Annotated in this window: 12 protein-coding genes; 7 read left to right on the top strand and 5 right to left on the bottom strand. The window is 68.7% G+C overall.

The window, feature by feature from the left end; genetic code table 11:
• Nucleotides 1-16 precede the first annotated feature (16 nt).
• The 6 genes from NHH73_09390 to NHH73_09365 all read left to right on the top strand — a co-directional run bounded on the left by NHH73_09390 (nt 17) and on the right by NHH73_09365 (nt 6,477).
• Nucleotides 17-1,363, top strand: a complete 1,347-nt coding sequence (locus NHH73_09390) for a HAMP domain-containing histidine kinase (protein USX28471.1) — start codon at nt 17-19, stop codon at nt 1,361-1,363.
• Complete coding sequence (locus NHH73_09385) at nt 1,354-2,721, top strand: sigma-54 dependent transcriptional regulator (GenBank protein USX28470.1); 1,368 nt, start codon at nt 1,354-1,356, stop codon at nt 2,719-2,721. Before NHH73_09390 ends, NHH73_09385 begins: the two co-directional genes overlap by 10 nt.
• A 152-nt stretch (nt 2,722-2,873) precedes the next feature.
• Nucleotides 2,874-3,224 carry a hypothetical protein gene (locus tag NHH73_09380; protein USX29778.1) on the top strand — a complete coding sequence of 117 codons (351 nt, stop codon included), beginning with the start codon at nt 2,874-2,876 and terminating at the stop codon, nt 3,222-3,224.
• A 13-nt stretch (nt 3,225-3,237) separates the two neighbouring features.
• Nucleotides 3,238-3,939, top strand: a complete 702-nt coding sequence (locus NHH73_09375; GenBank protein USX28469.1) for a hypothetical protein — start codon at nt 3,238-3,240, stop codon at nt 3,937-3,939.
• Nucleotides 3,940-3,997: 58 nt separating this feature from the next.
• Nucleotides 3,998-5,206, top strand: a complete 1,209-nt coding sequence (locus NHH73_09370) for an SLC13 family permease (GenBank protein ID USX29596.1) — start codon at nt 3,998-4,000, stop codon at nt 5,204-5,206.
• Nucleotides 5,203-6,477: an MFS transporter gene (locus NHH73_09365; GenBank protein ID USX28468.1), complete on the top strand. Its 1,275-nt coding sequence runs from the start codon at nt 5,203-5,205 to the stop codon at nt 6,475-6,477. The genes NHH73_09370 and NHH73_09365 overlap by 4 nt, the downstream gene beginning before the upstream one ends.
• A gap of 30 nt (nt 6,478-6,507) precedes the next feature.
• On the opposite strand, the gene NHH73_09360 is transcribed toward NHH73_09365, so the two are convergent.
• From NHH73_09360 to NHH73_09345, 4 genes are all read right to left on the bottom strand, one after another.
• On the bottom strand, nt 6,508-7,323 hold the full coding sequence (locus NHH73_09360) for a FecR family protein (GenBank protein USX28467.1): 816 nt from the start codon (nt 7,321-7,323) through the stop codon (nt 6,508-6,510).
• Between the two features lie 34 nt (nt 7,324-7,357).
• Nucleotides 7,358-11,344: a filamentous hemagglutinin N-terminal domain-containing protein gene (locus tag NHH73_09355; GenBank protein USX28466.1), complete on the bottom strand. Its 3,987-nt coding sequence runs from the start codon at nt 11,342-11,344 to the stop codon at nt 7,358-7,360.
• Between the two features lie 18 nt (nt 11,345-11,362).
• Nucleotides 11,363-12,958, bottom strand: coding sequence for a BamA/TamA family outer membrane protein (locus NHH73_09350; GenBank protein ID USX28465.1), 1,596 nt, complete (start codon nt 12,956-12,958; stop codon nt 11,363-11,365).
• Between the two features lie 168 nt (nt 12,959-13,126).
• A complete protein-coding gene (locus tag NHH73_09345; GenBank protein ID USX28464.1) occupies nt 13,127-19,180 on the bottom strand; it encodes a YDG domain-containing protein in 6,054 nt (2,017 codons plus the stop codon).
• Here NHH73_09345 and NHH73_09340 point away from each other — a divergent pair.
• On the top strand, nt 19,179-19,334 hold the full coding sequence (locus NHH73_09340; protein USX28463.1) for a hypothetical protein: 156 nt from the start codon (nt 19,179-19,181) through the stop codon (nt 19,332-19,334). The genes NHH73_09345 and NHH73_09340 overlap by 2 nt on opposite strands.
• A gap of 131 nt (nt 19,335-19,465) precedes the next feature.
• Here the strand turns inward: NHH73_09340 and NHH73_09335 are convergent, their stop codons facing one another.
• Entirely contained in the window at nt 19,466-21,676 is a 2,211-nt protein-coding gene (locus NHH73_09335; protein USX29595.1) for an adenylate/guanylate cyclase domain-containing protein, read from the bottom strand.
• Nucleotides 21,677-21,712: the final 36 nt, after the last annotated feature.

Here is a 21,712-nt window from a genome sequence, read left to right as displayed (position 1 = left end):
CAATCGGCATATCAACATGATACGAAAGATCGATGTGGCGCTGGGCGGAATGTTAAAACGCGATCTGCTGTGGCTTTGGACGGCCATCGCGGCCATGGTCCTGCTATTGGTCTGGTTGCTGCTGCAACTGGGCCGCCAGGGCGCCGACTGGCAGATTCCGGCGGCCCGCGCGCGCGCCGCCGTGCTGTGCCAGATCATGCGCGCCGGCGGCGAACGCATCGACGTCGGCGCCACGGGCGACACCGCGACGGCGCGCGCCATCGTCGACATGGCCCTGCGCGAGGACGCCGGCGTCGAGGGCGGCCTGTGGGACCGGCAGCGCGGCGTGTTCGCCTACGCCTTCCCGACCTACGACGGCAGCGGCGCCAAGACCGACGTGCCGGCGGCCGAATCCCCCCGGCTCGCGGCGCTGTCGGAGCAGGCGCTGGCCGCCAGCGCCGCCGTCGACGAGGTGCGGCCGGGATTGCGCGAGGCGGTCGTCTACAGCGCCTGCCCGGTGGCCGCCAACGTCGCCGGCTGGACCCTGACCCGGGTGGCGACCATCGCCGATGGCGCGCTCCGGCATCTGATCCTGGCCCTCAGCTTGCTATTGGGCTCATTGGTGCTGGCCGGCGCCGGCTTCGCCCTGCTGCTCACGCGGTGGGGACGCGAGGCGCAACGCCTGTCGGCGCTGCTGGTGGCCAGCGAGCGCATGGCCGCACTGGGCGGCCTGGCGGCCGGCCTGGCGCATGAGATCCGCAACCCGCTCGGCACCATCCGCATGAAGGTGGACAACGCCCTGGCGGCGCCGCCGGAGCGGCGCCAGGCGCGCACGGAGGCGGCGCTGCACACCACGCTGGCGCAAGTACAGCGGCTCGAAACGCTGGTGGCCAGCCTGCTCGCGTTGACGCGCTCCTTCCATCCACAACGCGCGCCTGTGGCGATGGCGGACTGGCTCACACAGCGCGTCCGGCAGCACGCAGAAGCGGCCGCCGATCTTGGCGTGACGCTCAGCCTCGACCTGCAGCCGGGCCTCGACGAGGCCGCGCGCGCCGCGGCGCTGTTCGACCCGGGACAAATGGAACGCGTGATCGACAACCTGGTATTGAACGCGCTGGCCCACACCGCCGCCGGTGGCCATATTCAGCTTGGCGCGGCGCGCGATGGCGCGGTGCTGCGCCTGTGGGTGGCCGACGACGGCAGCGGCGTGCCGCCCGCGCTGCGCGCCACGCTGTTCGATCCGCTCGTCACCGGCCGCGATGGCGGCACCGGGCTGGGACTTGCCGTGGTGCGCGAAGTGATCCAGGCCCACGGCGGCCAGGTAGCGCTTGGCGACCAGCAGGCCAGCGGTACCCGCATCGAACTGGAGCTGCCATGGCCATGATCCTGATCATCGACGACGACGCCGCGTTCCGCGCCACCCTGGCCGAGACGCTGGAAGACCTGGGCCACGGCGTGCGCCAGGCCGCCAGTTGCGAGGCCGGGCTGCGCGCCTTGGCCGAAGGCGGGATAGCCGCCGCCATCGTCGATTTGCGCCTGCCCGGCGACGACGGCCTGGCCTTCCTGCGCGCGGCGCCGTCCATCGCGCCGGGCGTGCCGTGCTTGATGCTGACGGCCTACGCCAGCGGCTCCAACACCATCGAGGCGATGCGCCTGGGCGCTTTCGACCATTTGACCAAGCCACTCGGACGCGACGCCCTGACCATGGCGCTGGGCCGGGCGCTCAAGGCCGGCGCGCAGGCATCGCGTGGGGCGCCTGGCACGCCGGCGGACGACGGCATCCAGGCCGACGACCAGATGCTCAGTAACAGCGAGGAAATGCGCGCCATTTTCAAGCGCATCGGCCTGGTCGCCGACAGCGACAACTCGGTGCTGGTGCTGGGCGAGACCGGCACCGGCAAGGAGCTCGTGGCGCAGGCATTGCATCAGAACAGCGCCAGGGCCGCAGGACCGTTCGTCGCCGTCAACTGCGCGGCAATCCCCGCCGAGCTGCTCGAGAGTGAACTGTTCGGCCATGTGAAAGGCGCGTTCTCCGGCGCCACCGGCGACAGGCCCGGGCGCTTTCGGGAAGCCGACGGCGGCACCCTGTTCCTCGACGAGATCGGCGACATGGCGCTGCCGACCCAGGCCAAGATCCTGCGCGTGCTGCAGGAGCGCGAAGTGACGCCGCTGGGCGCGCGCCACAGCGAGCGGGTCGACCTGCGGGTGGTCGCCGCTACGCACCGCGACCTAGAGGCCGAGGTGGCCGCCGGCACGTTCCGCGCCGACCTGTGGTACCGGCTGCAGGTCATCACGATCACGCTGCCGCCGCTGCGCGAACGCGCGGGCGACGTCACCCTGCTGGCCGCGCATTTTTTGCGTGGACGGGCCGCCGGCCACGCAAAACGCCTGAGCGAGGCGGCACTGGGCGCACTGGAGGCGCACGACTGGCCGGGCAACGTGCGTGAACTGCGCAACACGATACAACGCGCCATCGCCCTGAGCGAAGGTGACCTGATCGAGGTCGAACACCTCGGTCTGGGCGCCGGCCGCCCGGACGGCAAGCCAGCCGACACGATCGCCACCACCGCCACGGACATCGACTGGGATGGCACGCTCGAAAGCGCGCTGGCGCAGGTCGAACTGGCCATGCTGCGCCGCGCGCTGGACGCGGCGGCGGGCAATCGCAGCGAAGCCGCGCGGCGCCTCGGCCTGTCGCGCCAACAGTTGTACCGCAAGCTGGCGCAATACCGGATGGAGTAGCGCTGCCGGACACCTGTCCGTTCCATTGACACCCGGGTGTAACACCAGCGGACACCCCGGGTACGCGGCCGCGCAAACAGCGGCTCGCGGGCTTGGCACGCTATCTGCATAGTCATGACTACCACCCCTCGACATCACACAAGGAGATAGTCATGAATGTTCTTAAATACCCGATGATGGTCATCGCGCTGTCGCTGGCTGCGGCCGCATCCGCCGCCCCGCCGCAAACCGATCCGGCCCCACCGCCGCCACCTGCAGGCCAACCTGCACCACCACCGCCACCGCCGGCGCCTCCGGCGCCACCACCGGGAGCACCCTTGCCGCCACCGCCGGGCGCGGACGCGCCACCGCCACCGCCGCCACCGGCGGAGGCCCGCCGGGGCAACGCCGCCAAGCCTGTACCGCCACCCAAGCCGCGCGGTCCGGCGGGTAAAAGGCCGCTCGACACGCCGCCGCCACCGGCGCCGGGAACCCAGGCACCGCCGCCTGTCGGCCAGCCGTAACACCATCGTGACAATGCCACCGTCTTCGCTGACACGCTCCATGGCGCTGGCGGTGGCGCTGTCCGGCTTTTGCCTCGGCGAGGCCCGGGCGGCGCCACCACCGCCAACGCGCGCTCCTTCGGCCACCGCCCCCGCGCCGGTGGCCGAAGGCGTCATCGCGCGCTATCTGAACACCCCTTACGGCGATCCGAACGGCCTGCGCCTGGCCGACGGCACGGTGGTGCTGTTCGCGCCGCACGTGGCCGCGCGAATCGGCGGCGCCGCCGTGCCGGGCGACCGGGTGCGCGTCATCGGCCAGGTCGCCGACGGTGGCGTGATCCGTGCCGCCGCCCTGGTCAACCTGTCTTCGGGCGCCAGCGTCGGCGACGAGCCTGCGGGCCCGCCCGCCCCGCCGGCGACGCGACTACCGCTGCAAAGGCTGGAATCGGCGGGTACCATCGACGTGCTGTTGCGCGGACCGCGCGGCGAGGCCAATGGCGTCATCCTCACCAATGGCGACATCATCTACTTCCGCCCGGACCTGGTCCGCACACGGCTGGCGCCCGCCCAGCCATTCGCCGCCACCGGCATCGGCACGCGCGGCGCCGCCGGCATCTCCCTCGAAGCGATCACGGTCGGCGCCAACCTGTCGACGGCGCGCGCGGCGACCCGTGACATGCCTGCGCGGCCCGCGCGCCCTTCACCACCCGGCACACCGCCGGCCAATCAACCGTAACCGGAGTACCCACCGCGTGGCGACTGAAAATATATTGTGGATCATCACAGGCTTGACGATGGCCGGCATCGTGCTGCGACCCTGGCGCGTGCCCGAAGCGGTATGGGCGACATTGGCGGTGCTGGCGCTGGCGCTGTTCCAGCTGATCGACCCGGCGAGCATCGTCAGCGGCGCCGCGCGCGGCTGGGACGTGTATCTGTTTTTGGCCGGTATGATGCTGCTGGCCGAAATGGGACGCCGCCACGGCGTCTTCGACTGGCTGGCGGCGCACACCGCGCGCGCCGCCGCCGGCTCCGGCCACCGCCTGTTTTTACTGGTCTACCTGGCCGGCACCGTGGTCACGGTGCTGCTGTCGAACGACGCCACCGCCGTGGTGCTGACACCGGCGGTGTACGCGGTCGCGCGCGCGGTAGACGCCCCACCCCTGCCGTATCTGTTTATCTGCGCCTTCGTCGCCAACGCCGCCAGCTTCGTGCTGCCGGTCTCCAATCCCGCCAACCTGGTGATGTTCGGCGAGCATATGCCCGCGCTGGGACAATGGCTGTCGCTCTTCCTGCTGCCATCGCTGGGCGCGATCGTCGCCACCGGCGTCGCCCTGTATTTGCTGCTGCGCGGGGAGCTGACGACAACGATCCGGCGCGACATCGAGGTGCCGCACCTGACAACGGCCGGCCGCCTGACGGTCGGCGCGCTGGCCGGCACGGCGCTGCTGCTGGCGGTGGCGTCGTCACTCGGCCTGGCGCTCGGTCCTGTCACGCTGGCCGCGGCGGTGGTCGCGCTGTCGCTGGTCAGCGTCAGTGCCCGTGCCATGCCGACGGCCACCTTGCGCGCGCTGTCGTGGGACGTGCTGCTGATGGTGGCCGGCCTGTTCGTATTGATCGAGGCCTTGCAGCAGCACGGCGTGGTGGCGGCGCTGGCCGGTCAGCTCCAGGCGCTGCAAGCGCGCTGGCCGGATCAAGCTGGCAATATCACCGGCGCGCTGCTCGCCGTCGCGTGCAACCTGTTTAACAACCTGCCGGCCGGGCTGCTGGGCGCCGCCACCCTGGACCATGTGGCCGCCGATGGCCCGCTGCGCGCGGCGGCCCTGATCGGCATCGACCTTGGACCGAATCTATCGGTGAGCGGCTCGCTGGCGACCATCTTGTGGCTGACGGCCCTCCGGCGCGAAGGCCTCCACGTGGGCGCATGGCGCTTCCTGAGGCTGGGCATGGTCGTGATGCCGGCCGGTCTGGCGGCGGCGCTGGCGCTGCTGTGGGTGCGGTCATGACGGCGCCACGCGCCCTGTCCGCCGACGCGGCCAGCAACGCGGCGGGCACCGCGACCACGGGCAACGCGCCGTCGGGCGCCAGCCTGATGGCGTTGGCGATGTTGAACTTCTTCCTGGCCGACGCGCGCGACGGCCTCGGTCCGTTCCTGGACGCCTATCTGAGCACCAAAGGCTGGCGTCCGATGGACCTGGGTCTGCTGGCGATGGCGTGCGGCGTGATCGGCCTGCTGGCCGGCCTGCCCGCAGGCGCATTGGCCGATCGCAGCCGCCAGAAGCGCGCGATGATCGTGCTGCCCGTGGCGTTCATCACGCTGGGCGCTTTCCTGTGTATCGCCTGGCCGGAGCGCTGGGTGGTGTTCGGCAGCCAGGCGCTGGCGGCGGTGGCGGGTGTACTCATCATGCCGGCGCTGGTCGGCATCACGCTGGGCGTGGTGGGTCCCGACCGTTTCGGCGCTCAACTCGGCAAGAACGAGGCCTACAACCACGCCGGCAATATCGTTCTGCTGGGCGGCACCTGGGCCGCGAGCGTCTGGTTCGGCCTGCCCGGAGTGGCGGCGCTGATGCTGGTCACGACGGTGGCCGCCATTGCCGCAACGCTGGCGATCGCGCCGGGGACGATCGATCACGCGGCCGCGCGCGGCCTGGCGGCAGGCGGTGAGACCGTCGGCGAACAAGCCGGCGGCAAGGCGCCGCCGCTACACACGCTGTATCGCAACAAGCCGCTGCTGCTGTTAAGCGTGTCGCTGCTGCTGTTCCACTTTGGGAACGCGCCGCTGGCGCGGCTGATCGCGCAGCAGTTCGCGGTGCAGATGCAAAAACCGTTCGAGACCACGGCGGTGATCACCATGGTGTCGCAACTGGCGGCGCTCGCCGCCGCGCTGGCGGCGCCTTGGATCATCCGGCGCGATGTGGTCCGGGTGGCGGTGGTGCTGGCCATGCTCAGCCTGCCGCTGCGTGGCGTGCTGGCCTGGGCCTACGCCGACTTCGCCATGATTTATCCGGTGCAGCTGCTCGACGGCGTGGGCGTCGGCCTGCTCGGCATCCTGACGCCTTTCCTGGTCGAGCGCCTGACGCGCGGCAGCGGCCACTTCAACCTGGCGTTGGCGGCGGTGATGATGGTGCAGGGTTTGGGCGCGGCATCCAGCAACGTGGTGGCAGGCTACCTGGTGACGCGCTATGGCTATCCGGTCACTTATCTGTTGCACGGCGCGGTCGCGCTGGCGGCGCTGGCGGCGTTCATGCCGGTGCAGCGCGGCGACGGCGGGCGCTAGCGGCCCGCCCCGTTCCTGCGGCGCGCTGGCCTACCGGACTTCGCAGTCGACCGCCGCCGATTTGGTGGCGCTGGCGCCGGAACCGGAGGTGGTCGTGCTGCTGGTGAAGGTAGATGGCGGCGTGAACTTGATTCCTGGATTGTTCGGCACCATCACTGGCGGCACCACCGTGTTGCGCGTATAGCCGAACTGGCCGGCGCTGAAATTCAGCGAGCCGCCGGTATTGCTCACATTGATCATGCCGTCGATAACACTGACATACAGGCCCGGCGGCAGCGCGGTGCTCGCCCGCGACGGCGGCATCGGTCCCTGCGCCAACATCAGCGGCTTGAGCGGCGCCGCCAGCGCGTCCAGCGACGCCGTGCTGGCCATCAAATAGGCCTCGCGCGCGGCCAGCGCCACGGCCGCCTCTTCAGCCGACGGCTCGACCAGGTCGGCGATGAACGTGGTGCCGCGGATGCCGATGGTGGCGCTTGGCGTCTTCATCGAGAATTTTTCCTTGTTGCGCTTACCCAGCAGGCCTGTGACCGAGCGCAGCCCCCCTTTGACCAGGCTGAACGAAGCCTGGTCGCCGTCGGGCTTGCCGGCGTCGAAGGCGAAGTTCTCGACCTTGAATGTGGTTCCCGGCTTGAGCGTGATCTCGCTGTTGTCGATGAACTTGACCAAGGCGTAGGTGTTTTTCTCCGTCATCAGCGTGTCGCCGCTCTCCACTTCCGAGCGCAGCGACAGCACGCGCACCGCGCCATCGGCCTTCTTGGCGAGCAAGGGGCCGCTGAGCTGGGTGATGGTCCCGGCCACCTGCGCGGCCCAACCGGCGCTGACCACGCCGCAGAGCACCAGCAGCATCAGACCCTGGAGGAGGGTTTGGGTTGCAACACGCCTAGTTGCAGTAGGTTTTCTTGGCAGGGGCATTTTGTTTTCCGGTGTTTTCGGTGGTGGTGGTGCTGCTGCTTTGCGACTTCGGTTCGCTCGACAATGGTTCGTCGGTTTTATCGTCCGGCCCTGGCGACGGGGTCGACGCGGCGCGCGTGACCGTCTTGATGACTTCTGTACTCGCCAGCAACACTGGCTTGACCGGCTCGCTCGCGCTGGGCGGCGACAATACCTGGCATAGCGCGGAGTTTGGCGCGATGGTGCAGATATCCGCCGACACTGGCGTTGGGGTTGGGGTTGGGGTTGGGGTGGGGGTTGGCGTTGGCGTTGGCGTTGGCGTTGGCGTTGGCGTTGGCGTTGGCGTTGGCGTTGGTGTAGGTGTAGGCGTCGGCTCTGGCGTAGGCGTAGGCGTAGGCGTTGGCGTCGGTGTCGGCGCTGGTGTAGGCGTCGGCTCTGGCGTCGGTGTTGGCGTTGGTGTTGGCGTCGGTGTCGGTGTCGGCGTCGGCGTAGGCGTAGGCGTTGGCGTTGGTGTCGGTGTCGGTGTCGGTGTCGGCGTTGGCGTTGGCGTCGGCGTCGGTGTTGGCGTTGGCGTTGGCGTTGGCGTTGGCGTTGGCGTTGGCGTCGGCGTCGGAGTTGGCGTCGGCGTCGGTGTCGGCGTCGGTGTCGGAGTCGGAGTCGGAGTCGGAGTTGGCGTTGGCGTCGGAGTTGGCGTCGGCGCCATATGAGTATTCTGCGTGTAGCCGCCATTCGAGCCGAACACCGTGCTGCCGCCAAGCGCGAAAGTGGTCGCAGTCATCGTCACCGAGCCGCCAAACGAGATCACACTGGCCGCGTCACCGAAGGTCATCGTATTGCTCGGATCATAGCTGTCGCCAGCCGCCAGGCTGATATCGCCGGAGAAGGAACTCACCGTCCCCTCGATGGTCAACGGGCTATGGGTTTGCAGCGTAATGGCGCCGCTATTGGTCCTGACGCCATACAAGCCCTCCTCCAGCGACGACGGCGCGGCGGCGATCAGCATCGCACCGGCATTATCGATAGTGATCGCGCCGTTGTTGTCGCCGAAGAAGGGAAACTGCTGCGCCTTCGTCACCGTCAACGCTTCCGCATGCGCCGTGTTGTTGACATTGGCGATGTTGATCGCCGCCGTGCTGCCGCCGCCGGCGCGGTTGACCGCCGACAGTTGCGAAACCTTGGTCAGCAGTGGCGCGGCCGACGAGCCGATGCCACCCGTGGCGTTCATCGTCAGGTGGTTGGCGGTGATGGGCGTGCCATTCATGCCGCCGGCCGTGGTGATGGCGCCGTTGACGTCCAGCGTCACGTCGCCATCGGTATCGATGCCGCTGATGCTGTACAGATCAGCACCGCGCAATGTGGCGATGGCCGTGCTGAAGCTGTTCTTCAACTCAAAATCGTTGCCGGCTCCCTGTTGCGAGACCGCCAGGTTGACCACCCGGTTGCCTGCGTTGTTCAGCGTGATGTCGCCTGCATTGGCGACGGCCAGGTTCTCGACGTTGATGGCGCCGGTTTGCGTGATGGCGCCGCCGTTGCTCAACAGGGCGATACTCGTGGTGCCCGGGTCCCGCTGCGCCGCCAGGGAACCTGTGGTCGCGATGCCCGCGACGGCAATGCCGGCCACGTTATGCTCGGCGTTCCGGCTGCCGATCACCAAGGTCGGCGCCTTCAGATAGCGGATATCCTTCACCAGCAGGCAGCTGACCGTGTTGACGCAGCCGGTGCCGCCCAGTTCGATGTGGTATCCGCCGGCGGCTGGCCGCACGCTGGCCAGGTTGGCCGTGACGTTGGCGTTCAGGTCCATCGCGTTGGCCACGATCGTTACCGTATCGGCCGTGGTCGCCGCGTTGACGTTCACCTCCAACGCGCTCAACCTCAGCGTGCCGTTGATGCGGGTGGCAGCGTCGATCAGCACGTTGCCGGTGCGGCCCGACCCCAGCGTAAGGTTGCGAACGTACCCGCTTGAGCCGGTCAGGTCGAGCGAACCGCTCACCGCGACCACGCCATCGGCGCTGGCGCTGGCGATGGTGACGTCGGCGTTGTCGATTTGCTTGAGCGTGGATTCGCCCACGGCCATCGCGTCGCTGCCGTTGCCGTTGCCATTCGCGCCGGTGCCGACGTTGACATCGCCGGCCGCCGTGATCAGCACCTGGGCCCCACTGCCCTGGCCGCTGATGCGGGCGCTGCCGCCCACTGCCAGCGCATTGGCCTTGATGCCGATATCGCCGCCGGTGACGGTGGCATTGTCCCCCAGCGCCACGTTGGCGGCCTCGAGTGTCAGGGTGCCGGCGGCGCCGGAATCGACCTTGCCGTCAACGTTAACGGCGCGGCCGGCCAGCGAGATGGCGTGGCCACGGCTGTCGAGCGTGGTGGTGGTGGCGCCCAGCGAGGCGATCCTCACGGCGCCGCTGCCGCTCGCGGTGCCGGCGCCGTCGTCGTTGGCCGTCAGCCGGATCTCGCCGGACATCGCCAGCTCGGCGTTGACGCGGATGTCGTTGCCCGCCCGCGCCGTCAGGCTAACGCCGCTATTGGCGTTGTGGACGGCCGCGCCGAACGTGATGTCGTGCTGCGCCTGCAACACCACGTTGGCGGTGGCGCCGCTCAAGGCGCCGGAGTCGACCTCGGTCACGCCGCTGGTGGCCTGGTCGAAGGAGGCCACATCCGACAGCGGGGTCTGGAGGTTGGAATCCTTGATGATGGCGATGTCGAAGGGATCGAGCAGCCAGGTGCCGTTCTTGCCGCCCTGGCCGGCCGCGGCGCCGGCGTCCACGCGCGCGCGCGCCACATCAAGGTAATGGCCGGAGGTTTCAATCAGGCCCCCATTGCCGCCCCGTGCGCCGCCGCGCGCCGACAGGGAACCGTGCATGCGGGTCGCCTCGTCGCTCCACACCACCACCTTGCCGCCGTCGCCGCTGGCGCCGGCATCAGCGCTGATGGTCACGTCCCGCCCGACGAAGGTTTGCAGCGCGTTCGGCAGCGCCGCATTCTTCCCCTGGTAGTCTCCGCCCGCCAGCACCGTGCCGCCGCCGGCCGCGCCGCCGGCGTCGACCACGGCGTTGCCGGTCAGGCCGACCCGCGCGCCCAGCAAGCGGATGTCGCCGCCCGTGTTGAGATTGCCCCCGACCGCGCTGGTGACGCTGCCCGCCTCCAGCATGGTGGTGCCGGCCGCCTTGAGGATGATCTGGCCGCGTTCGCCCCGCACGGCGCTGTCGGCATTGATGGTGCCACGCTGGTTGACCAGCGCGCCGTACACGCCGACGCGCCCGCCCTGCGCCACGATGCTGCCCAGGTTGAGCGCCTGGTCGGCCGGCGCGGACACCACCACCTGCACGTTAGGATCGCGCGAATCGAACAATTGCACGCTGTGGCCGGCCGCCAGCACCACGTCGCCGTTCGGCGACGAGATCACGCCGCTGTTCTCCACCGCCGGCGCGATCAGGAAGATCTGTCCGCCGTTGGGCGTGGTAAGCGCGCCCTGGTTGACCACCTTGCCCGCGTTGGCGTCGCCGGCGAAGGTGTTTTTACCGGCCAGGAAGTCGGCGTTGGAGATCGCCAGGCTGGAGGCGACCAGGCCGTTGACATCGATCCGCGAACCGGCGCCGAACAGCACGCCGTTCGGATTGATCAGGAACACCTTGCCGTTCGATTGCAGCGAGCCCAGGATACGGCTAGGGTCCTGGCCGGTGATGCGGTTCAGGACCTTGCTGTCGGCACTTTGCTGGATGAAACGCGTGACCTCGCCCGCGTTCACCGAAAAACTGCGCCAGTCGATGATTGTGTTGGGCGTGTTGGTGATCGAGTACAGGTTGCCCTGCTGATTGAAGCTCGCCGCGCCATGCACCACGGTTGGCGCCGCCGGATTGGCCTGGGCCGCGCCGAAGGCGGACGCCACCAGCACGGCCAGCGCCTTGCGGCGCAGTTTCGCGGACGACGGCTGGCGGCTGATACGGCGGCTGGAGCGGGTGCGGTAACTGTTCATTGTGGTCTCTCGGGGCGTTCAGTAAGCAAGACCCAAACGCAGGTGCAAGCGGTTGGCGTCGGCGCGGCCGGTGGCGCCGGCGCGCAGCACGTGGCCATAATCGAGTTGCAGGTTGACGTAGGTCGACAGCAGCAAGCGCGCGCCCACGCCGGCGCTGCCGATGGACGTGCTTTCCAGTTCGCCCGGCAGCGCATGGTTGCGCTTGATGTAGGCGTTGTCGACGAAGCCGAGCAGGCGGCAGTTCCAGGCCTGGCGGCCGCACAGGTTGGGGGTGTAAGCCTCCAGGTTGACCGCGACCCCGCTGTCATTGGAGATTTCGCGTTCGATGAAGCCGCGCACCGAGGTGGCGCCGCCGGCGCCGAACTGCTCGCCCGGGATCAGCGCATCGCGGCTGTATTGGCCGTTGGCGATGGCGCGCAGCTGCCAGTCGTTGGCCAGCGCCCGCGTCACGCTGCCGCCCAGGCGCAGCACGGTGTAGTCGGCCTTGGCGCCGATGCGCGCCAGCGTGAAGTCGCGCTGGCCGCCCTTGGAGCCGCCGGAGATATTGCGCAGCAAGGTGACCTGGCCGCCGATCTCGCCCGATGCCAACGGCAGGTTGCCGGTGTAGGCGATGCTGAGCGGGTGCACGGTGACGTCGTTGCCGAGGTTGCCCATTTGCTGCCCCACCAGTTCGACGTTGTTCTTGAAGGCCTTGACATCGACGCCATAGGTCAGGCGCGCGTCGAACTCGCCGCGCTTGGCCAGCGACTGGTTGTAGCGCGCGCCGTAGACCGCGCCCCGGCCGCTGACGGCCAGGTTGAACAGCCCGGCCGACACGGTACCAGAATCGACGTTGGAATAGCTGGCGAAGAAGTCCAGCGAATCGCCCAGCGCGTACAGCGGAATGTGGTAGCCGGCGCCGTAGACCTTGACCCGGCCCGGCTCCTCGGCCGAGGTGGTGTATTGCAGCGAGGCCACATGATCGAGGCCGAACAGGTTGGCGTTTTGCAGGATGAAGCCCAGATGGGTTTTGCCGGTCTGCGCGGTGCCGGTGTTGTCGGCGTTGGCCATCGCCTTCCAGACGGGCTGGTCCTTAACCTCCAGCATGGCGTCGACTTCATCGTCCTTCTCGCCGCCCTGCAGCTTGAGCGTGACCTGCTTGGATGGATTCTCGTTGCCTTGCTTGAGGTTGGCCGACACGGCCTGCAGGTTCGGCGTGCGCCCTTCCTGCAGCGCCGGCAGGCTGCGGCGGATGTTGGCTTCGTCGAAATACTGGTTGTTCTTGACGCCGACCCGGCCGATTTTGGTTTCCACCACCCGCAACAGCACCACGCCACGGTTCAGTTCCTGTTCGGGCAGCTCGACGGTGACGACATTGTAGCCCTGCGCATGGTAGGCCCCCTCCAGCGCCTCGAGCGCGCGCTGCACATCGCCGAAATCGCGCGTTTTGCCGGTGAACGGCGCCAGCAACGGTTCGATCCGCTCCGCCGGCAGCAGGGTATTGCCCTGCACGTCGAAGCGGGAAATATCGAAACGAATGGCGGCGCTGTCGCTCGCAGGCTCCTCCGCCCAGGCCGTTGGCACGGTCAAGGCAAGCAGGGCGCTGGCTAGCAAGCAGGGAAAACGATCGGTCATTATTGGCTCTTTGAATTTTTGTCGCTGTCAGTCGCGGGAAATGTTAATTGTTCGACACGCCACAACTGGGTTACCACCCCGATGTTAACATGTTCGGCCAGAGAATGATGCTGATTTGCAAGTATCAACTGTTAAATCACCGTGGCGGGTGTTGGATTTCAGGCCGCATTAGTTGCAATACATTTTCTTGGCCACGTCGATCTTCTCGCCGGCCGTGACGGCGGCGCCGCTGCGGACGGCCAGCTCCTTGTCGGGCGCGGTACCGCCATTTTTGGTGTCGGACGCCTGGTCCGTGTCGCGGCCGGTGCCTCCCGGCCGCGACTGGGTGGCGGCGACCGTATTGATCACATTGACCGTGGCGTTGAGCGCCTGCCCCACCGGCTCGCCTGGACGGCCCTGGGTCGCCGCCACCACGGCGGCCGCATCGGCGGCTGCCTTGGCGGCGGCGTCCGCTGCCGCCTTGGCCGCGGCGTCGGCGGCGGCTTGGGCGGCCGCATCGGCGTCCGATTTGGCGGCGGCGTCGGTTGCGGCTTTGGCGGCCGCGTCGGCGGCGGCCTTCGCGGCTGCGGCGTCGGCTGCAGCCTTGGCGGCTGCCGCGTCGGCTGCGGCCTTGGCGGCGGCGTCGGCTGCGGCTTTGGCGGCGGCATCGGCTGCGGCCTTGGCGGCGGCATCGGCTGCGGCTTTGGCGGCGGCGTCGGCTGCGGCTTTGGCGGCGGCATCTGCGGCGGCCTTGGCGGCGGCATCGGCGGCGGCCTTGGCGGCGGCAGCCGCCGCAGCGGCGGCGCCGTCATTCAGCGTGGCCGTCGTCTGCCCGACAAATATGTGGGATGGCACATCGATCGAACCTTGTACGGTGGTCAAGGTCACCGGCGCGCCGTTGCTGTTGATGTTGGTGCCCTCCAGGGAGGTGATATCGCCCCTGGCGGCCGTGGCGGTGATGCGTCCGCTCGAGGGCACCCTCAACCTGCCGCCCAGCACGATGCCGTCGCCGGCGCTCAGGCCGATCGCTCCGCCCGCGTTCAGCGCCGACGTATTGGCCAGCCTGATGTCGCTGCTGGCGTCGAGCACGATGTTGACGGCGCTGATCTCGTTGTTGACCGTGATCGGGCTGTGCGCGGTGATCGACACCAGGCCACCGGCGCCGGCGATGTCGCCGGTGGTGTGGATGCCGCCGTGGTTGTCGATGATGATATTGCCGCTGGTACTGATGGTGCCCAGCGCCAGCTCGCCGCTGGACACCGTATTGTTGAGCGCGATATTGCCGTTGCCGTTGACGATAGCCTCGAAGGCGCCGACCTGATTGCCGGCGTTGGTCAGCGCGATGCCGTTGGCCGCGAGCGCGTGCAGGCTGTCGGTCACCAGCGCGCCGGTCTGGGTAATCCCGCCCTGCGCGGCATTGAGCGTGATGCCGGCCTGCGCGCGCGCGTTGCCGATGGCGATATCGCCGCCGTTGCCCACCGTGAGCGTGCCGTCGATATCGATGGCGCCGCCGCTCTGCGACAAGGTGCCGACGCCCAGTTGGGTGGCGCCGCCGGCGCCGGACAGCACACCGCCGCTCAACGCCAGATTGCTGATCTGCATGTGGCCGTTGAGCACCAGCGCGCCGCCGCCCAGCAGCAGACCGCCGCCATTGGCGTACGAGGCGTCGGCGCCGGTGCCGTTCAGGGTCAGCGCGCCACCGGTCAGGCTCAGGCCCTGCCCGTTCGCGCGCAGCGACGTCAACGTGGTGGCGCCGGCGCCGATGTCGTAGGTGACCATGCCGCCGGCGTTGTTCAGCGCCGCCGACAGCACGTTGGCGGCCGACGGCGCCACGCCGTCCTGCCAGTTGGCGGCGTCGCTCCACAAGCCGCCGCCGGTCGCCGTCCAGGTGGCCAGCGCGCGCGGCGTGATGGTACCCTTGGCCGCCGTCACGATGTAGTTACCGGCGTCGTAGCCGAACAGGGGCGCGCCGCCCAACGTGACCGTCTTGTCGGCGCCGGCGTTCTTGTCGACGTAACTCGCCGTGGCGCCGCTGGACGCCGGCGACACGATGTCGGCGGCGCCGCCGGGGGTGCTCAGCACGCCGCTCAGGGTGGCGCCGGCCAGGGTGCCCGCCGCGCTGTTGTTGTAGTCGCGCGGGGCCAGCGTCAGCGTCAGCGCGGCCGGCGTGATGTCGGCCGTCAGTCCGGTCGGCAGGTTGCCCACCACGTAGTTGCCACTGTCGGCGCCGCTCAAGGTGATGCCGTGGACCGTCACGCTCTTGCCGGTCCCGACGTTCTTGTTGGCGAAGCTGGCGCTGGTGCCGCCGATGGCGACCTGGTCGCCGCCGATCACGCCGCCCAGCACGCCGTTGCCGAGGGTGGCGCGGCGTCCCCAGGATTGCGTCGCGCTGTCGTAGTCGAGGTTGTAGACGCGGCTGTTGGCCGTAAAACCGGACGCCGTCAGCGTGGCCGGCGTGATGTCGGCACTCAAGTCCGACGGCGCGACCAGCAGATAGTTGGCGGCGTCGGCCCCCGTCAGGCTCAAGCCGCCGGTGTTGACCGTGACCGGTTTATTGGTGCCGACGTTCTTGTTGTTGAAGGTCGCGGTCCCGCCGGCCACGCCGGCCAGCGCGACATCGTCGCCGTTGATGCCGGTCACCGACGCAATGCCGACGACCAGTGCCGCGGAGGTGCCGTCGTACTGGCGCGACACGGCGCTCAGGCCCGACAGCGCCAGCGATGCCTTGGTGATGCTGCCGCTGCCACCGACGGCGCCGCCCAGCACATAGTTGCCGAAGTCATTGTTGGTGAGGGTGGGATTGGCCACGCTCATCGCCTTGCCGCTGCCGGCGTTCTTGTCGCTGAAGCTGACCAGCCCGGAGACGCCCAAGGTGTCGCCGCCGACCAGGTTGCCGAAGCTGTAGGTCGCCGCTTGCTCCATATAGGCGACGCCGTCATAGGTCTTGGTGCCGGTGACGGTGGCCGTTACCGTGCGCGGCTGGATGACCAGGCGCGGACTGGCGCCGGTGTAGGTGATGTCGTATTGGGTCGACCACAGGCCGCCCAGGTCGTAGCTGCCGACATTGACGGCGCCGTCGTAGCCCAGGGTGCCGTTGATGCCCGCGACCACGCCGGTGGCGCTGCCGGCGAACGCGGCGGAGGCGCCGTCGTAGGTCTTGGTGACGCCGCTGCCGCCGCCGCTGACCGCGATCGTTTTCGGAGTCAGGAAACTTTTGAGCATCGGCGCGGTGTGGCCGTCGTAATTGCGCCAGATGGTGGAAAAGTCGAAGCCGGCGTAATTCGATTGCTGACGGTTCTGCTTGCCGGTCAGCCCGATGCCGGCGCTGTCATAAGGCAGGCCGGCCGTATCGGCGTTGAAGTAGCCGTTGCTCATGCTGCCCGTGCCCAAAGTCCCGACCATGGCGCCGACACCGGAGAACCCGCTGTCGCTGACAATGCCGCTGCTGTAGCCGTTGCTGACCGTGCCCGAGAACAGCTCGCCCAGCAGCCCGCCGATGTTGGCGTGGCTCAGGTTATAGTCCAGCAAATTGCCGCTGACATTGCCGCTGGCGTAGACGTTGGCGATGCTGCCGCCGGTCCCGTTGAGGAGGTTGTTGCGGCCGGCCAGGCCGCCGACGTTTCGCCCGCCCTGCACATTGCCGGTGGCGTAGGCGATGCCGATGACGCCGCCGTTGTTGTCGCCCACCAGGCCGCCGACGATCTCGCCGGTCGACGTCACGTTGCCGCTGGCGTGCGAGGTGGTGATGCTGCCGACGCGGCTGCCGTCGTTGGCGTTGCTGCCGACCAAACCGCCGGCGTAGCCGAAGCCGGTCGTATTGACCTCGCCGCTGGCCGACGAGGCGCTGATGGCGCCGAGGTTGCGGCCGGCCAGGCCGCCGATATTGGCGGCGTTGGCGCCGGCCAGTCCGGTGATGGCGCCGCTGGCGGCGGCGTTGCTGAGCGCCGCGCCGTTGTCGCCGACCACGCCGCCGACGTTGGTCACGCCGGTGACGGCGGCGGACGAGCCGACGTTGTCGATGATGCCGCCGGCGCCGGCAACGACGCTGCCGACCAGGCCACCGACGTTGACGCCGCCGCGCACGCTGCCATCGGCCAGGCTGAGATTTTTGATGGTGCCGCCGCCCAGCACCGAGAACAGGCCGACGTTGTTGGACCCGGCGCGGTTAATGCTCAGGTCGTTGATCTTGTAGCCGTTGCCGTTGAACGTGCCGGCATACGGATAATCGGTGTTGGCGAGCGGCGCGAAGCCCTGGCCCGCGTTCCAGTAGGCCGTGCCGCCGGCCTCGATGTCCTTGTTGATGCTGAACCATGTCGACGCCGGCAAGCCGCCGGCGCCCTGCAAGCCGTAGATGTCGTCGAGCAGATACGGCGTGGCCGCGCTGCCGTCGCCGCTCGTGGCGCGCACGAAGGTGCCGCCGTCGAGCCGGAAATCGCGGGCGGCGAAGGCGGGCAAGGCGCCGGTCTGCTTCCACTTGCCGCCCGCGAGCGTGAAAGTACCGCCGACGAAGACGGCGTGTGGCGCGACGATATTGTTGGCGGCGTTCAGGGTCAGGTCACCGGAAATGGAGATCGGCTGTGCGAGTGTGATGTCGCCGCCCGCGTTCAGGCGCAGCGAGGCGTTGGCGCCGTCGATCGACGCCTTCAACTCGATGCCGGCGTCGGCGTTCAGGGTCAGGCCGTGGGTCGAGGTCCACGTGACGGGACTGAGCACGCTGATCTTGCCGCTGCCGGTGCCGGCGCTGTTGGCGGTGCTGACGGTGACGTCGGTGGTCGCCAGCGCGCCCTGCAAGGTGCTGGTCAGCAGCAGCGAATCGGCCACGGCCGCCGTTTCCAGGAACACGCCGCTATTGTTCGGCGGCGTGTTCCACGAAACGGCGCCCGTCATGCCGGCGGCCGTGGCGGTGCCAAGGTCGCTGGCGATGTAGATGTCGCTCGGGTCCAGCAGCAGCCGGCCGGTCGCGCCCTTCGGCGCGCGCGTGTCGACCCTGCCCTGCATGTCCAGATAATGGCCGGAGGTTTCGACGAAGCCGCCGTTGCCGCCGGCCGCGCCGCCGCGCGCGGAAATGGCGCCGTACACCTGCGTGGCCCGGTCGCTCCAGACGATGACCTTGCCGCCGTCGCCCAGGCCGGTGGCGTCGGCCTTGATCACGCTGTCCCTGCCCACATAGGTTTGCTGCGCGTTCGGCAGCGCCGCGGTGTTGCCGTCGCCCCGTCCCTGATAATCGCCGCCGACCAGCACCGTGCCGCCGCCGGCGCCGCCACTGGCGTCGACCACGGCATTGCCGGTCAGGCCGACCTGCGCGCCCAGCAGCACGATGTCGCCGCCGGTGTTGAGGTTGCCGCCCGACTTGCCATCGGCCACGCCGCGCGCGCTGGTGCTGCTGCCCGCCTCGAGCAAGGTGGTGCGGCTGGACTTGAGGAGGATCTTGCCGTTGGCGCCGACCACGGCGCTGTCGGCGTTGATGGCGCCGCGCTGGTTGACCAGCGCGCCGTACACGCCTACGCGCCCGCCCTGGGCGACGATGCTGCCGAGGTTGAGCGCCTGGTCGGCCGGCGACGACACCACCACCTGCACGTTGGGATCGCGCGAATCGAACAATTGCACGCTGTGGCCGGCCGCCAGCACCACGTCGCCGTTGGGCGACGAAATGATGCCGCTGTTTTCCACCGACGGTGCGATCAGGAAGATCTGGCCGCCGCCCGGCGTGGTGATCGCGCCCTGGTTGACGACCCTGCCCGCGTTGGCGCCGCCGGCGAAGGTGTTTTTGCCGGCCAGGAAGTCGGCGTTGGAGATCGCCAGGCTCGAGGCGACCAGGCCGTTGACGTCGACCCGCGAGCCGGCGCCGAACAGCACGCCGTTCGGGTTGATCAGGAACACCTTGCCATTCGATTGCAGCGAGCCCAGGATGACGCTGGGGTCCTGGCCGGTGATGCGGTTCAGGACCTTGCTGTCGGCGCTTTGCTGGATGAAACGCGCCACCTCGTCGGCGCCGAGCGAGAAGCCCTGCCAGTTGATGATGGCGCCGGGCGTATTGGTGATGGAATACGTCTTGCCCTGGAAATTGAAGCTGGCCTGGCCCGCCACGACGGTCGGATTGACGGGGGCGGCGTGAACCTGCGCCGCGCCGCCATAACAGGCCGCCACCAGGACGGACAGCAGCTTGCGCCGCAACCCGCGCCGCAGCGGCGCGCCGGCGCGCACAAGTTGGCGCTGGCGTTGGCAATCAAGATCTGCTGTCATGAAGGCATCCTCTATCGGGGCTGGTCGTCAGCCCACCGCGCCGGTGACGACGCCGTGGGCGGGTAAGTCATGGATGGATCGAACGGTGAACATCAAAACCAACTGGCATGCGGAGCCCGCCGAGAAATATCCGGAAGGAAACAAATATTACTAGAAGTTTAGTCGGGTTTGGACTTGGCGCCGGCATTTTTTTGCTAATAAGCATGTATTTCTCGCTTTCTGTGGCATGGCGCGACGCTCAGCGGGGACGATCATTGCAAGCGCATTATTATTGCATTTATAGCACTACTTCGTCTCGAACGTTGTGACGCCGTCCCAGTCGTCGCCCGGCGGATGGACCCGGTAATAGGCGATGCGTTCAGTGTATAACGAGTACAGGCGGTGATCCGGGTATAGATCATGCAACTCGGAAATTATTGACATGGCTCTATCCCACTGTTGCGCCCGCACGGCGGCCAGCGCCTCGTGCCAGCGCGCCAGTCCGGCGGCGGTGGCCGCGTCCAGCCCGCCGGCGGGCGCCAGCGGCTCGAAAATGGCGACCGGCTCGCGCTTGCCCTTGACGCGCACCAGGTCCAGCTCACGGTAGGCGAACTCCGGCGCGGCCGCGCGGGTGGCCGCGCCGACCGCGATGCCGACGCCGTAGACCTTGGTGATGCCCTCGAGCCGGGCGCCGAGATTGACCGCGTCGCCCATGACGGTATAGGCGCGGCGGATCTTGGAGCCCATGTCGCCCACGTGCATCAGGCCGGTGTTCAGGCCGATGCCGATTTTCAGCGGCGGCCAGCCGCGCGCGATGAAATCGTCGTTGAGGCGCTGCGCGCTGGCCTGCATCAGCAGCGAGGTGGCGACGGCGCGGCGGGCGTGGTCGGCGAAGGCCACCGGCGCGCCCCAGAACGCCATGACGGCGTCGCCGATGTATTTGTCGAGCGTGCCGCGATGACTGTCGCGGATGTCCTCGGACATCGCCGTCAGGTACAGGTTGATGTATTCGCGCAGCGCCTTCGGCGTCAGGCCCTCGGAGATGGTGGTGAAGCCGCGCACGTCGACGAACAGCACCGTCAGCTCGCGGCTTTCGCCGTCCATATTGTATTGTTCGGGATTGGCGGCCATCTCGGCCACCAGCTCGGGCGCGACATATTCGCCGAAGCGCGACACCAGCGCCCTGCCCTTGCGCACCTCGAAGAAGTAGCCCCACGCCACGTTGAAGACAAAGATGGCGGCAATGACGATGAGCTGCATCGCCAGCTGGAACAGCAGGTCGCGCGCGCTGTACAGGTAGTAGTTGAGGCCGATGCTGGCGCCCAGCGCGGCAGCGCCCAGCAGGATGGCCTGCAACGGCGCCAGCGCCGGCAGCGCGAACGTCAGCGCCAGGCCGGCCAGCACGATCAGCCCCGCCTCCAGCACGATGGCGTAGAACGGCCGCGCCTTGAACTGGTCGTCGAGGATGGACTTGATGATGTTGGCGTGGATTTCGACGCCGGGGAACTCGGGGTTGACGGGCGTGGCCCGCAGGTCGACCAGGCCCGGCGCGGTGGTGCCGATCAGCACCACCGCGCCCTTGAGCAGAGCGGCCGGGGCGCGCCCGGCCAGCACGTCGGCCGCCGACACGTAGCGGAAGGCGCCGCCGCGCGGCCCGCCGCCGCCGCGGAACTGGATCACCGTCGTCATCGCCTCGCCCACCGGGATCAGGCGCTGGCCGCCGGGCAGGAACAGCGACAGGAAATCGTAGCCGCCGCTGGCCTGCTGGCTTTGCGACATGCGCTCGACCGCGCGGTCGAGGTAGGGTTTGATGGCGCGCGCCTTCAGGTACACGGCGGCCGTGGCCAGCGACAGCGACGGATAGTAACCGGCGCCGACCTGCTGGATCAGGCCGGCGGTGCGGACGATGCCGTCCGGATCGGTGACCACCGAGAAGCTGCCGGCGCCGGCGGCCGCGCGCGCCAGCGGCGCGACGTTGGCCTCGTAGCCGTCGGCCGAATAGGCCAGCAGTTCGCGGCCGTTCAAATCCTGCTCGGTAAACAGCGGCGCCGGCAGCGCGCCCTTGACCTGGTCCGGCGACAGGTTAAAGCCGAGCACCACCGGCTGGCCTTGCAGCGCGGCGGCGAACAGGCCGTCGTAGTCCATCGCCGGGCGCAGTTGTTCGAGCCGTTGGCGCAGCGCCGGCACGTCCTTCAGCTCCCCCGCCGACAGTTTTTCCAGCACGCCGTAACCGGAACTGGTGTCCGGCTCGGGAAAGGAGATATCGTAGCCGACCGCGCCCACCTTGTAATGGCGGGTCAGCCGGGAGACCAGCCGCGCCTGGATGTCGCGGCTCCACGGGAAGCGGCCGAATTCGGTCAGCGCCTTGCCGTCGATGTCGACGATGACGATGCGCGGGTCGAGCACCGGCGCCTGCAGCTTCATGCGCTCGCCGGCGATCAGGCTGTCGAGGCGGGCGACGGTGCCGTTGTCGTACCAGCCCAGCGCATAGGCCGCGCCAAGCGCGGTGATGAGCATGCCCGGCAGCCAGCGCGGAGCGTACTTGCGCAGCGT

This window comes from Oxalobacteraceae bacterium OTU3CINTB1, assembly GCA_024123955.1.
Classification (GTDB): Bacteria; Pseudomonadota; Gammaproteobacteria; order Burkholderiales; family Burkholderiaceae_D; genus Rugamonas.
The sequence above is the reverse complement of the archived record's forward strand: the minus strand, read 5'-3'. Positions and strand labels throughout refer to the sequence as shown.

What these genes read in the sequence shown, in the direction of transcription:
- NHH73_09370 (USX29596.1), top strand. Translation starts at nt 3,998, where the DNA reads ATGGCCGGCATCGTGCTGCGACCCTGGCGCGTGCCCGAAGCGGTATGG.
- NHH73_09385 (USX28470.1), top strand. Translation starts at nt 1,354, where the DNA reads ATGGCCATGATCCTGATCATCGACGACGACGCCGCGTTCCGCGCCACC.
- NHH73_09365 (USX28468.1), top strand. Translation starts at nt 5,203, where the DNA reads ATGACGGCGCCACGCGCCCTGTCCGCCGACGCGGCCAGCAACGCGGCG.
- NHH73_09375 (USX28469.1), top strand. Translation starts at nt 3,238, where the DNA reads ATGCCACCGTCTTCGCTGACACGCTCCATGGCGCTGGCGGTGGCGCTG.
- NHH73_09340 (USX28463.1), top strand. Translation starts at nt 19,179, where the DNA reads ATGAAGGCATCCTCTATCGGGGCTGGTCGTCAGCCCACCGCGCCGGTG.
- NHH73_09390 (USX28471.1), top strand. Translation starts at nt 17, where the DNA reads ATGATACGAAAGATCGATGTGGCGCTGGGCGGAATGTTAAAACGCGAT.
- NHH73_09350 (USX28465.1), bottom strand. Translation starts at nt 12,958, where the DNA reads ATGACCGATCGTTTTCCCTGCTTGCTAGCCAGCGCCCTGCTTGCCTTG.
- NHH73_09345 (USX28464.1), bottom strand. Translation starts at nt 19,180, where the DNA reads ATGACAGCAGATCTTGATTGCCAACGCCAGCGCCAACTTGTGCGCGCC.
- NHH73_09360 (USX28467.1), bottom strand. Translation starts at nt 7,323, where the DNA reads ATGCTGCTGGTGCTCTGCGGCGTGGTCAGCGCCGGTTGGGCCGCGCAG.
- NHH73_09355 (USX28466.1), bottom strand. Translation starts at nt 11,344, where the DNA reads ATGAACAGTTACCGCACCCGCTCCAGCCGCCGTATCAGCCGCCAGCCG.
- NHH73_09380 (USX29778.1), top strand. Translation starts at nt 2,874, where the DNA reads ATGAATGTTCTTAAATACCCGATGATGGTCATCGCGCTGTCGCTGGCT.
- NHH73_09335 (USX29595.1), bottom strand. Translation starts at nt 21,676, where the DNA reads ATGCTCATCACCGCGCTTGGCGCGGCCTATGCGCTGGGCTGGTACGAC.